Below are 12,618 nucleotides of genomic sequence, written 5' to 3'. Positions count from 1 at the left end.
GCGGATGACCGACCAGACCCCGCAGGTGCGTCTCGAGCGCGCCAAGGAGGCGTCCCGCGCCACCGCCGCGCTGACGAGCGATGACAAGGCCCGAGCGCTCGAAGCGATCGCCGCGGCCCTGGAAGCGAACGCCGAGACGATCATCGCCGCGAACGCCCGCGACATCGAGCGCGGGCAGGCCGACGGCATCGGCGACTCGCTGATCGACCGTCTCCGCCTCGACGAGAAGCGGGTCGCCGCCCTCGCCGCCGCCGTGCGCGAGGTCGCCGCGCTCCCCGACCCGGTCGGCCGCGTCGTCGGCGGACACCGGATGCCGAACGGCGTGGCCCTCGAGCAGGTCCGTGTGCCCTTCGGTGTCGTCGGCGCCATCTACGAGGCCCGCCCCAACGTGACCGTCGACATCGCGGCGCTCGCCCTCCGGTCGGGCAACGCCGCGGTGCTTCGAGGCGGCAGTGCGGCGCGCGACTCCAACACCGTGCTGGTCGAGGTGATGCGCGGCGCTCTGAGCGAGGTCGGCATCACACCCGAGGCGATCCAGACGGTCGACGACTTCGGTCGCGAGGGCGCGAAGGCGCTCATGCACGGCCGCGGATTCATCGACGTTCTCGTGCCGCGCGGCAGCGCGGGGCTCATCGAGACCGTGGTCACCGAGTCGACCGTGCCGGTGATCGAGACCGGCGCGGGCAACGTGCACATCGTGCTCGACGAGAGCGCCCCCGACGACTGGGCGCGTGACATCGTGGTGAACGCGAAGGTGCAGCGTCCGAGCGTCTGCAACGCGGTGGAGACGGTGCTCGTGCACCGTCAGGCCGCCCCGCGACTGGTACCGCTCGTCGCCAGCGCCCTGCAGAGCGAGGGGGTCGCGATCCACGGTGACGACATCGTCGCCGGCCTCGTCTCGAACGTGATCCCCGCGACAGAGGAGGACTGGGCCACCGAGTACCTGAGCCTCGACATCGCGATCAAGGTGGTCGACACCCTCGACGACGCGCTCGAGCACATCCGCCGCTACAGCACGGGGCACACGGAGTCGATCGTCACGACCGACTCCCGCAACGCCGAGCGCTTCCTGGCCGAGGTCGACTCCGCTGTCGTCATGGCGAACACCTCGACGCGCTTCACGGACGGCGGCGAGTTCGGCTTCGGCGCCGAGGTCGGCATCTCGACGCAGAAGCTGCACACCCGCGGCCCCATGGGACTCGCCGAGCTGACCAGCACGAAGTGGCTGGCGCGTGGAGCGGGGCAGACTCGCGGCTGAGGGCTAGACTAGGTGGCGCTGCGGCGCTTCGAGCGCCCACCCGCCAGCCACGAAACGGAGCAAGGATGAACCTCGTCGCACAGATCGCGATGGCCGCCGCCGAGACCGAGCACCACGGAAACGTCGCTCTCGAGACCGTCATCTTCGGCGTGATCGCCGCGATCGTGTTCGCCTTCCTCGCGCTCGTCACGCTGTCGTACAAGAACGTCGCCAACCGCCACTCCGCCAAGGCCGAGGCCTGGGCCGCCAGGCACGGCAAGGACGGACACGAGGCGGGGCACGGCCACTAGTCCCGTATGACTGACACGACCTCGCGCCCCGCGCGCATCGGTGTGATGGGTGGAACGTTCGACCCCATCCACCACGGACACCTCGTCGCCGCGAGCGAGGTCGCGCACTCCTTCGGGCTCGACGAGGTCGTCTTCGTCCCCACCGGTCACCCGTGGCAGAAGTCGGACGTCACCCCCAGCGAGCATCGCTACCTGATGACGGTGATCGCGACGGCCTCGAACCCGCAGTTCACGGTGAGCCGCGTCGACATCGATCGCGAGGGGCCCACCTACACGATCGACACCCTGCGAGATCTCAAGAAGGCGCGGCCGGATGCCGAGCTCTTCTTCATCACCGGGGCCGACGCCGTAGCGCAAATTCTCAGTTGGAGGGACCATGATGAACTGTGGGAACTGGCCCACTTCGTCGCGGTCTCCCGCCCAGGCCACATCCTGAGCACCGACGGCCTCCCGAGCGACGACGTCAGCCAGCTGGAGGTGCCTGCGCTGTCGATCTCCTCGACCGCCTGCCGCGCGCGGGTGCGCGACGGGGAGCCGGTCTGGTATCTCGTTCCCGACGGAGTCGTTCAGTACATCGCGAAGCATCATCTGTATCGGAGCAAGGCATGAGTACATCGGATCAGCCCGCGCAGGGCCCGCTGACACGAAAGCAGCTGCGGGAGCTCCGACTGACGGGCTCCACTCCCGTCATCACGCCCGACGAGGCCGCGGCCGCTGCTGCGGCGACGCCGCCCGCCCCCGCCGAGCCGAGCGCCGCGGAGCCCGCTCCGGCCCCGGAGCAGACGGCCTCTCCGGAGCACACGGGGTCCGAGGGGGAGGACACCGGCGAGACGCGGCTGACGCGACGTCAGGTGCGCGAGCGCATCCGCACGGCATCCGTGCCGGTCGTCGACGGAGAGCAGGTCGAGGGGGAGCAGACCGCTTCCGCCGACGAGGATGCCGCCGGCTCCGCCGCTCCCGACCAGGGTTCCCGTGAGGACGAGTCCGTCGTGACAGCCGTCCCGGTCTTCGCGCCGTCCGAGGCACGGGATTCGTCGTCGGATGACGAGGTCGACGAGGAGCTCACGGTGCTCCCGGTCAGCGCTGCCGCGAGCGTCGACTCCGTCGGCGTCGTGCCGCTCGTGCCGGCGTCCGTGGAGCCCGAGGAAGTCCCCGCCGACGACAACGCGAACGAGCCGCAGGACGACCAGGACCCCGTCGCGGCCGTCGCCGCGCTCGGAATCGAGGTCGAGACCCAGCCGGACGCTGACGACGATGACAGGGCTGAGGACGACGTGCTCGCGGACGTCGACGAGGCGGACGACGTCGTGGTCCCCGAGGGGGAGCGCCCGACGGTGAACTCGGCGTTCGGCAGCGGTGTGCTCGGCAGCGAGCCGGAGCCCCACAAACCCTTCGCCCCGTCGTTCGACGAGCTGCTCACGGTCGGAGATTCGACCGGGTCGCATCGCGCACCGAACACCCTGATCTTCACGCCCGGACCCGGCGAGGGTTCGCTGTCCGGACCGGTCGCCTCCACGGGCGAGATCCTCGTCACCGGCTCCTACGAGCTGCCGAAGGGACTCGGATCGCAGGGGCACGCGCACGGAACGACCGACGGCAAGGACGTCGACGCCGTCCTCATCGACGGGGAGCTGCCTCCGGCATCCTCTCCCACCCCGATCGCGGCGAGCTCCGCGATCAGCACCATCAAGCCCGCCGGAGAGGTCATCCGGCCGCCGGCGCCCGAGAAGGGCAACCGGCTCATGATCATCCTCGCGATCGTGGCGGGTGGTCTCGCCCTCGCGGTCGGGGTCGCCGTCGTGATCGCCATCACCACGAATGTCTTCTGATGCAATCACCTGAAACCGCCGAAGAGATGCTGCAGATCGCAGCGGAGGCCGCCGTCTCGAAGGGCGGCGAGGATCTCGTCGCCCTCAACGTGTCGGAGCCCCTGCCGCTCGTCGACATCTTCCTTCTCGTCACCGGGAACAGCGAGCGCAACGTCGCCGCGATCGCCGACGAGGTCGAGGATCGTCTGATCGAAGCCGGCCACAAGCGCGTGCGCCGAGAGGGCCGCGCGGAGGCGCGCTGGGTCCTGCTCGACTTCGGCGACCTGATCGTGCACGTCTTCCACCAGGAGGAGCGGGTCTACTACGGGCTCGAGCGCCTGTGGAAGGACTGCCCGGTCATCCGGATCGAGCTGGCCGAGCCCGCCGACCGCAGCTGACATGCCCACCCATCTGGTGACGGGTGCCGGTTCGGGCATCGGCACCGTCGTCGCGCAGCGCCTCCTGGAGCGCGGGGACGACGTGATCGTGCTCGCGCGGGATGCGGGCCGCGCCCGCGAGATGTCGGCATCGCTGCCCGGGGCGACCGCGCTCGTCGGAGATCTCGCGCAGCCCGGTCGGCTGTCGTGGACATTCTCGAAGCAGCCGCTGCCCGAGCGCATCGATTCGCTCATCCACGTCGCGGGAGTCGTCGACCTCGGACCTGTGGCCGACCTGCCGCCCTCGCTGTGGGAGCAGCAGCTCGCCGTGAACCTCGTGGGGCCGGCCGAGTTGACCAGGCTGCTCCTGCCGGTGCTGCGGGTCTCGCGAGGACGGGTGATCTTCGTCAACTCCGGAGCGGGGCTGCACGCGCATGCGGGGTGGGCTGCGTACGCGGCATCCAAGCACGGCCTGCGCGCGCTGGCCGACGCACTCCGGGCGGAAGAGGCGGAGCACGGCGTGCTCGTGAGCTCGATCTACCCTGGGCGCACGGCGACGCCGATGCAGGAACGCGTGCACCAGCAGGAGGGGCGCGAGTACGACGCCGCGCGCTTCATCACCCCGGAGAGCGTCGCTGCGACGATCCTCACGGCTCTCGACCTGCCGTCCGATGCGGCTCTCACCGACCTCACGGTTCGACCCGCTCGCTGACCCTCTGCCGTCGATCGTTCCGGTTGTCAAGGGGCTCGGTTCTCCCCGTCGCGCCGGAGATGATCTCCTCGGGGAGAGAGTCTTGGAGGGCTGTCAGATGAATGGAGATCCGGAGCCGAGATACGTGCTCAACCGCGTCACCCCGTCGGAATGGGTGATCAACGACCGGCGGTACGCCGAGAACGACCCTCGCTACGTCGTGGCGTGCGTGTACGAGTACGCGGAGACGGAGGTGGAGGTCGTGTGGTTGCGGGACCTCCCTCTGGCGATCCGCTACTCCACCGCGTATGACGTGCTGGAGGACGTGTCGCGCGTGCAGGACTCGAGCCGGGCGACGCGTCCGATCGCCATCCCGCACCTGCCGCCGCTGCTGGCGACCTGAGCCCCCGCCCTTCGTGCAGGGGTCCGACCACTGCCGGTCGGCCCTGCTCAGGCGTTGAGGCGCGTCCGCCGCGCCAGCATTCCGCGGTCGGCCCTGGTCTGCGGCGGGATCGCCGACAGCAGCGACTGCGTGTACGGGTGGGTCGGGGTGCGGTAGACCGTCTCGGTGTCGCCGACCTCGACCATGTCGCCGAGGTACATCACAGCCACGCGGTCGGCGATGTGGCGCACGAGCGACAGGTCGTGCGCGATGAACACGATCGACATGCCGAGGCGCTCGCGCAGGTCGCACAGCAGATCGATGATCTGGGCGCGGATCGAGACGTCCAGCGCCGAGACCGGCTCGTCGCAGACCAGCACGTCCGGATCGAGCGCCAGGGCCCGAGCGATGCCGATGCGCTGCCGCTGGCCGCCGGAGAACTGGTGGGGGAAGCGCGAGCCCATCTCCGCTGACAGCCCCACGAGCTCGAGCAGCTCAGCGACGCGCTCCCGGCGGCTCGCCGCCGTGCCGGTGCCCGTGGCCGCGAGCGGCTCGGCGATGAGCTGCTGCACCGTCATCCGCGGATTCAAAGACAAATAGGGGTCCTGGAAGACCATCTGCACGCCCCTGCGCAGCGTCTTGCGGTCCTGCAGGCGACCACGGGTGACGTCGCTGTCGCGATACACGAGGGTTCCGGCGTCGGGGGAGTCCAGGCCCACCAGCATTCTGGCGAGGGTGGACTTGCCGCTGCCCGACTCGCCCACGATCGCGAGGATCTCGCCGCTGCGCAGCTCCAGGTCCACGCCGGCCACGGCGGCGACGCGGTGCGCACGACGGCCGCTGCCCGAACGGAAGGTCCGCTCGACGGCGGTCGCCCGGAGGATCGGCGCCGACCCGTCGTCCTGGACGGCGGCGCTCACGTCCTTCGGCATCGAGTCGAGCAGCTGCCTCGTGTACGGATGCTGCGGTGCGGTGAGCACGTCGTCGGCGCTGCCCGACTCCACGACGCGGCCGTGGCGCATGACGGCGACGCTGTCCGCCACCTCCATCACGACGCCGAGGTCGTGCGTGATGAGCAGGATGCCCATGCCCAGCCGGTCGCGCAGGGAGAGCAGCAGGTCGAGGATCTGCGCCTGCACCGTGACGTCGAGCGCGGTGGTGGGCTCGTCGGCGATGACGAGATCGGGATCGAGGGCGATCGCCATGGCGATGAGGATGCGCTGACGCTGTCCTCCGGAGAACTGGTGCGGGTAGTCGTGCACGCGCTTCTCGGGCGTGGGGATGCCGACGAGGGTGAGGAGCTCGACCGCTCTAGCGCGAGCGTCGCGGCGCGACATGCGGCGGTGGGCGCGGAGGAGGTCGCCGATCTGATCGCCGATGCTCAACACGGGGTTGAGGGCCGACAGGGCGTCCTGCATCACGAGGCTGACCGTGACGCCGCGCAGGCGTCGATGCTGCTCGGGGGAGAGGGTCAGCAGGTCGGTCCCGCTGAGCGCGAGCGTGTCGGCGTGCACCTCTCCCTCGTCGATGAGTCCCATGATCGCGCGGGCTGTCATCGACTTGCCCGAGCCGGATTCGCCCAGCAGCGCGAAGACCTCGCCGCGGCGTACCGAGAGGTCGATGCCGTCGACGACGCGGTTGTCCCTGCCGTCTCCGGTGAGCGTGACGGTGAGTCCGGCGACCTCGAGCACGGTGCCGTCTTCGGGTGCAGACGTGTTCTCCATGGACACATCATGCCACCACCCACGACCTGAAATGTTTCGAACAGGAAACATCTCAGCCGAATTTTCTCAAAGTAGTTGACACCAGCGCCGAAATCATCGAGATTCGAGGAAATCTCCCTTCGTCGGACGGGAGAGGCATCCCGCACCACCGAACCGAAGGAGCATTCGTGCTCGAACAAGCTGACCGCTATGACGGCTACACCGCCTACGAGTACCTCGAAGCGGGCAAGGACTACCGCGAGTTCCGCTACGCCAAGCAGATCGGCCGCGTCCCCGCCTATGAGGGCCTCGAGCTGACCGACGCGCAGAAGGAGCGCACCGAGCGCCTGCTGCGCGAGGAGACCGTGATCTCGCTGCACGAGCACGTGCAGGTCTTCCCCGAAGACATGGGCGAGCTGCGCGACCACATCCGCCAGGGCCGCGAACCCACCGGCTACCAGGGCCTCGCGCGCTCCGGCCTCACAGCCGTCTTCGACAACGGAATGGACGGCACCTGCTGCATCTCGAGCGACGCCGGCTGGAAGTATCAGGACGTGCTGTTCGACCTGGGCGTGCGCATGGCCGACCTCGCGCACCAGGACTTCGTGATCAAGGCCGAGTCGATCAAGGACATCCGCTACGCGGCCGAGACGGGACGCGTCGCGCACATCTTCGCGCTCGAGGCGTCGACCATGATCGAGAACGAGGTCGACCGGCTCGACGTGCTGTACGGATTCGGCGTGCGTCAGATGGGCATCGCCTACTCCGAGGCGAACATGCTCGGCGGCGGGCTCAAGGAGCGCGGCGACGGGGGCCTCACGTACTTCGGCGAGCGCGCCGTGGAGCGCATGAACAAGCTCGGGATCGCGATCGACATCTCGCACTCGGGAGACCAGACGTGTCTGGACGTCATCGCCCACTCGAAGAAGCCCGTGTTCATCACCCACGCCGGTGCCAGGGGCCTGTGGCCCACGAACCGCATGAAGACCGACGAGACGATCATCGAGTGCGCGAAGCGCGGTGGCGTCATCGGGATCGAGGCCGCGCCGCACACGACGATCTCGCCGCAGCATCCGAAGCACTCGCTGGAGTCGGTCATGGACCACTTCCAGTACTGCGTCGACCTGGTGGGTCTGGAGCACGTGAGCTTCGGCCCGGACACGCTGTTCGGCGACCACGTCGGGCTGCACGACGCGTTCTCGTCGAACCTGTCGCTCGGCCAGGCGCACGCCAACGTCGAGTACGAGAAGCAGCCGTACGTCGACGGGATCGAGAACCCGGCCGAGGCCTTCTACAACATCATCGGCTGGCTCGTGAAGCACGACTACTCCGACGACGAGATCCGCGCGGTCGTCGGCGGCAACACCATGCGCGTACTCGAGGAGGTCTGGGTCTGATGAAGCACAAGAGATACCTCGCCCTCGGTGCGGCCGCGGCACTCGCCGTGAGCCTCACCGCGTGCGCCCCATCCGCTCCGGAGCCGGGGGAGTCGTCCGCCAGCACCGGGCCGAGCGACGAGACGCTCAGCATCGGGACGACGACGGACGTCGTCAACTTCAATCCGGTGCTCGGCAACAGCCGCACGGACTCGTGGATCACCAACCTGATGTACCCGCACCTGCTGAGCATTAGCGAGGATGGGACGAAGGAGGAGCACGTCGCCACCGACTGGGGCTACGTGGACGACACCACCGGGTTCTACGAGATCCGCGACGATCTGACGTGGAGCGACGGCGAGCCGCTGACCGCCGAGGACGTGGCGTGGACGCTGAACGCCGTCAAGCGCGACCAGGCCCCCGGCACGTTCTACGGTCAGCTCGGCAACCTCGACACGGCCACCGCCGTGTCGGACACGCGTGTCGAGCTCACGCTCACCCAGCCCGACTCCTCGATCATCGACGAGATCGGATTCTGGGGCGTCGTCGTTCCGCAGCACGTCTTCGAGCCACAGGGATCGATCGCGGAGTTCGCGAACGACGGGAGCGACGGCGGATGGGTCGGCATGGGGCCGTTCATCCTCGAGGACTTCCAGGTCGGACAGCACTACACGCTGAAGCGCGTCGAGGACTATCCGCTGGTCGACGGCGGCGTGCCGGGACCGGCCGAGGTCGTGTACCGCGTGTACCCCGACGTGAACACCGAGATCCTCGCCCTGCAGAGCGGCGAGATCGACGTGATCGCGAATGCGCTGCCGCCGGCGCAGGTCGACCAGCTCAGCAACGCGAGCGGGCTGCAGGTCATCGAGGCTCCGGGCCTCGGATACGCGCACCTCGTCTACAACATGGAGAAGCCCGACCTCGCGAAGACCGAGGTGCGGCAGGCGCTCGCCCACGCGGTGGACTACGAGGCGATCCGCACGGTGGTGCTGCAGGGGCAGGCCGTGTCGACGGGATCCAGCGCCCTCATGCCGGTCCTCGCGAAGTACTACGACGACTCCGTCGAGGAGTACGAGTTCGATCCGGAGAAGTCGCGCTCGCTCATGGAGGAGGCCGGGTACACGGCCGACGCCGACGGCAACTTCCCGATCTCCTTCCGACTGATCTACTCGCTGCAGGACAGTGTGACGAGCCAGTGGGCGCAGTTGGTGAAGGACACGGCGGCTGAGGCCGGCATCACGATCGAGCTGCAGGGCACCGAGCGGAACACATACCTCTCGATGACCAACGCGGGCGATTACGACATCTACGCCGGCAACTTCGCGATCATGGACGACCCCGTCACGAACTTCGCGCTGTCGTACCTCCCCGGAGGAGCGATCAACTACACCCACGTCGACGATCCCGAGCTCAATGCGCTGATCGAGGAGGGCATGGTCACGTTCGACGAGGACGAGAAGATCTCGATCATGCGCGAGGCGAACAAGATCGTGCACGAGCAGGTCTACGACAACATCATGTACACGCAGAACCTCTTCTTCGCCGCCAGCGACGAATGGGCCGGCTTCATCTCGAAGCCGAGCGAACTGCTGTCGATCGTGAACCCGCTCTCGCTCGCGAGCGCGCACCCGGTCGAATAACAACCCCCACTCTCGAGGAAGGTCGCCCGGGTGTCCCGAGCATCGTTCATTCTCAGCCGCGCAGGGCGAGGCCTGCTCACGATCTGGTTCGCCGTGACCGTGACGTTCCTGCTGCTCCGCCTGCTCCCCGGCGACCCGGCGCTCGCCCTGGCGAGCCCGAACATGACGGACGAGATCCGGGCGACCATCCTCGAGCAGTACGGGCTGGATCAGCCGCTGCTCATCCAGTACGGCCTCTACATGTGGCAGCTCGTGCAGGGAAACCTGGGTATCTCCTTCACCCAGTCGATCCCGGTGCTCGACGTCCTGCTCCAGCGGCTCCCGTGGACGCTGCTGCTCACCGTGACGGCGCTCGTGCTCACGATCGTCATCGGCATCCCCCTCGGCGTGGCAGCCGCCTCCTTCAAGGGCCGCTTCATCGACAGGGCCGTGCAGGTGCTCGGCGTGACAGGCCAGTCGCTCTTCGTGCCGAGCGTCGCGATCCTCCTGCTCTTCGTCTTCGGGCTGAACCTCGGCTGGTTCCCGATCGGCGGGGCCTACACGAACAACACGTACGGGCTGGACTGGTACCTCAGCGTCGCGCAGCACCTCGTGCTGCCGGCCGTGTCGCTCATGCTGATCCAGGTGGGCTCGTACGTGCTGACGATGCGGTCGACCCTCATCGAGACCCTCAGCGAGGACTACATCCTCCTCGCCAAGGCCAACGGACTGCGCGGCCGACGCATCCTGTGGAAGCACGCGCTGCGCAACGCCCTGCTCCCCACCACGACCCTGATCGGCCTGCAGCTCGGCTTCCTCGTCGGAGGAGCCGTGCTCACCGAGACCGTGTTCGCCTATCCGGGAATCGGCCGCGGGATCTACGAAGCCGTCACCCAGCTCGACTTCCCGGTGCTGCAGGGAGCGTTCCTCATGCTCGCCGTGACCGTCGTGGTCGCGAACACCATCACCGACATCGTCTACGGCTACCTCGACCCGAGAGTGAAGACGTCATGACCGCTCCTCTTCTCCCCACCGCCGAGGGCGCGCCCCTCACCGAACCGGCCGCCGTCGGCAGCGAACGGGCCAGCGCGCACACGTGGCGCGCATTCCGCCGAGACCCGCTCGGGATGATCTCTCTCGGGCTGCTCCTGCTCCTGGTCGTCGTCGCGCTCGCCGCGCCGCTGATCGCCCCGTACCCGGCGAGCTACGGCCCCGATGTCCTGCGTCCGCCGGGCGCCGGGCACTGGTTCGGAACCGACGCGCTCGGGCGCGACGTGTTCTCCGAGGTCATCTGGGGAACGCAGCAGAGCGTGCTCGTCGCCGTCGCGGCATCCGTCATCGCGATCATCTTCGGCACGATCATCGCGGTCATCGGAGCGTACTTCCGACGCCTCGACGGCATCATCAGCGTCATCGTCGACATGACGCTGTCGCTGCCCGTGCTGCCGCTCATGATCCTCATCGCGGCGCTCGTCGGTCCGAGCACGACGACGATCATCCTCGTGGTCGCCGCGTTCTCCTGGCCCGAGGTGACGCGACTCGTGCGATCGCAGGCGCTCACGGTCGTCGGACTGCCGTACGTCGATGCGGCGCGCCTCATGACGACCTCGCCGTTCTGGATCATCACCCGCCACCTCCTCCCCGCGGTCACTCCGGTCGTCGTGGTGTCGGTCGTCGTCACCGCCTCGCGGGCCGTCTTGTCGGCTGCGGGCCTGGCCTTCCTCGGCCTGGGCGATCCGACCACGTGGTCGTGGGGTCGCATCCTGTACGAGGCGCAGCAGGCCGGTGCGATGGTCAGCGCGTGGTGGCTCACGCTGTTCCCCTCGATCGCGATCCTCATCCTCGTGCTGTCGGCGACGCTGCTCTCGATCGCCTACAACGACGCCCGCAACCCGCGGCACCTCAAGCGATGACCGGAACGGATGACATGAACGAGTTCGATCAGAGACTCGCCCCCGCGTTCTTCGACCGTACGCAGGAGCGCGTCCGCACGATGATGGCCGAGGAGGGCTTCGACGCGTTCCTCACCGATCACCCGGAGGACATCGCCTACCTCACCGGGTTCTTCCATCACCCGTCGGAGCGTCCGGTCGCGGTGTGGGTCGAGGCGACGGGGCGCACGGTGATGCTGCTCCCGGAGCTCGAGCGGGAGTACGCGGAGTCGCAGTCCGCCCGCGCGGAGCTCGTCGCCTTCTTCGAGTACCCGGGCGTCGTGGCGCCCTTCCAGGTACTCGCCGACGCGGTCGTACCGCCTCGACGGGTGGGCTTCGCGTCGACCATGCCCTACGCCCGGCTCGCCGCGGCCCGCTCCGCGTTCGGCGGCGCCGACCTCGTGGGTTCCGACCTCACGATCCGTGCTCGGTACGTGAAGTTCCCGGAGGAGGTCGTGCTGCACCGGGAGGCGGCCAGGATCACCGACCGGATGCTGGACGCCGGCGTGCAGCTGGTCGTCGACGCAGTGGTCGCCGGGGGAGACCTTCCGACGGAGACCGAGCTGGAGCGGCACGTCACCGCCGCGGGCACCCGCCTCATGTACGCCGAGCACCGCAACGTCGTCGTGGCCTCGCTGCTCGCCGGTGGGCTGGTGTACTCCGGGCCCAACTCCGCGTTCCCGCACGGGCTGCCCTCGGTCAACAGGCTGCGCGAGGGCGACACGTTCATGCTGTCGCTCGGGTGCGCGGTGGGTGGGCGCTTCATCGAAGGGGAGCGCACCTTCGTGCTCGGCGAGCCGACGGCCGAGCAGCGCCGGTACCACGACACGATCCACGCCGCGCAGCAGCTCGGACGCGAGACGATCAGGGCCGGTATCGAGGGTCGGGAGGCGAACCGGCTCTGCCTCGACGTGATCCGCGATGCAGGCCTCGGCGAGTTCATCCGTCATCGTCAGGGGCACGGCATCGGGCTGGGCATGCACGAGGCGCCCTGGCTCGAGGACGGCGACGCGACGGTGCTGCAGGCCGGCATGGTCGTCTCCAACGAACCCGGCATCTACGTGCCGGGACACGCGGGGTATCGCATCAGCGACAGCATGCTCATCACCGACGACGGCGCGGAGCCCCTCACCACTTTCCCGCGCGGGCTCGACGACTGCACCATCCCGCTCTGAGCACCGCT

13 protein-coding genes are annotated in these 12,618 nt (G+C 68.6%); 12 read left to right on the top strand and 1 reads right to left on the bottom strand.

Translation table 11 applies throughout. The features are described from left to right. Window positions 1-4: 4 nt before the first annotated feature. The 7 genes from RAC81_RS14005 (at window position 5) to RAC81_RS13975 (ending at window position 4,827) form a co-directional block, all read left to right on the top strand. Window positions 5-1,258 (top strand): glutamate-5-semialdehyde dehydrogenase, encoded by a 1,254-nt coding sequence (locus RAC81_RS14005; RefSeq protein ID WP_375082939.1) that lies wholly within the window; start codon window positions 5-7, stop codon window positions 1,256-1,258. A 65-nt stretch (window positions 1,259-1,323) separates the two neighbouring features. After that, entirely contained in the window at window positions 1,324-1,548 is a 225-nt protein-coding gene (locus tag RAC81_RS14000; RefSeq protein WP_096715585.1) for a hypothetical protein, read from the top strand. A 6-nt stretch (window positions 1,549-1,554) separates the two neighbouring features. Then, window positions 1,555-2,157, top strand: a complete 603-nt coding sequence (nadD, locus tag RAC81_RS13995) for a nicotinate-nucleotide adenylyltransferase (protein ID WP_375082938.1) — start codon at window positions 1,555-1,557, stop codon at window positions 2,155-2,157. Continuing rightward, window positions 2,154-3,377 (top strand): hypothetical protein, encoded by a 1,224-nt coding sequence (locus RAC81_RS13990; protein WP_375082937.1) that lies wholly within the window; start codon window positions 2,154-2,156, stop codon window positions 3,375-3,377. The genes nadD and RAC81_RS13990 overlap by 4 nt, the downstream gene beginning before the upstream one ends. Continuing rightward, window positions 3,377-3,754, top strand: coding sequence for a ribosome silencing factor (gene rsfS, locus RAC81_RS13985; RefSeq protein WP_375082936.1), 378 nt, complete (start codon window positions 3,377-3,379; stop codon window positions 3,752-3,754). Before RAC81_RS13990 ends, rsfS begins: the two co-directional genes overlap by 1 nt. 1 nt (window position 3,755) lies before the next feature. Then, window positions 3,756-4,445, top strand: coding sequence for an SDR family oxidoreductase (locus RAC81_RS13980; RefSeq protein WP_375082935.1), 690 nt, complete (start codon window positions 3,756-3,758; stop codon window positions 4,443-4,445). A 97-nt stretch (window positions 4,446-4,542) separates the two neighbouring features. Next, complete coding sequence (locus RAC81_RS13975) at window positions 4,543-4,827, top strand: hypothetical protein (protein WP_375082934.1); 285 nt, start codon at window positions 4,543-4,545, stop codon at window positions 4,825-4,827. 47 nt (window positions 4,828-4,874) lie between these two features. Here the strand turns inward: RAC81_RS13975 and RAC81_RS13970 are convergent, their stop codons facing one another. Further along, complete coding sequence (locus RAC81_RS13970; protein ID WP_375082933.1) at window positions 4,875-6,530, bottom strand: dipeptide ABC transporter ATP-binding protein; 1,656 nt, start codon at window positions 6,528-6,530, stop codon at window positions 4,875-4,877. A gap of 167 nt (window positions 6,531-6,697) precedes the next feature. On the opposite strand from RAC81_RS13970, the gene RAC81_RS13965 reads away from it, so the two are divergent. The 5 genes from RAC81_RS13965 to RAC81_RS13945 are packed head-to-tail and all read left to right on the top strand — an operon-like array spanning window position 6,698 to window position 12,610. After that, window positions 6,698-7,906 carry a dipeptidase gene (locus tag RAC81_RS13965; protein ID WP_375082932.1) on the top strand — a complete coding sequence of 403 codons (1,209 nt, stop codon included), beginning with the start codon at window positions 6,698-6,700 and terminating at the stop codon, window positions 7,904-7,906. Beyond that, entirely contained in the window at window positions 7,906-9,525 is a 1,620-nt protein-coding gene (locus RAC81_RS13960; RefSeq protein ID WP_375082931.1) for an ABC transporter substrate-binding protein, read from the top strand. The genes RAC81_RS13965 and RAC81_RS13960 overlap by 1 nt, the downstream gene beginning before the upstream one ends. 30 nt (window positions 9,526-9,555) lie before the next feature. Continuing rightward, window positions 9,556-10,518 carry an ABC transporter permease gene (locus tag RAC81_RS13955; protein ID WP_375082930.1) on the top strand — a complete coding sequence of 321 codons (963 nt, stop codon included), beginning with the start codon at window positions 9,556-9,558 and terminating at the stop codon, window positions 10,516-10,518. After that, window positions 10,515-11,417: an ABC transporter permease gene (locus RAC81_RS13950; protein ID WP_375082929.1), complete on the top strand. Its 903-nt coding sequence runs from the start codon at window positions 10,515-10,517 to the stop codon at window positions 11,415-11,417. The genes RAC81_RS13955 and RAC81_RS13950 overlap by 4 nt, the downstream gene beginning before the upstream one ends. Next, complete coding sequence (locus RAC81_RS13945; RefSeq protein ID WP_375082928.1) at window positions 11,414-12,610, top strand: M24 family metallopeptidase; 1,197 nt, start codon at window positions 11,414-11,416, stop codon at window positions 12,608-12,610. Before RAC81_RS13950 ends, RAC81_RS13945 begins: the two co-directional genes overlap by 4 nt. Window positions 12,611-12,618 lie beyond the last annotated feature (8 nt).

This window comes from Microbacterium sp. CR_7, assembly GCF_041954755.1.
Taxonomy (GTDB): Bacteria; Actinomycetota; Actinomycetes; order Actinomycetales; family Microbacteriaceae; genus Microbacterium.
Note: the sequence above shows the minus strand (reverse complement) of the source record. Positions and strands in the feature narration are given on the sequence as shown.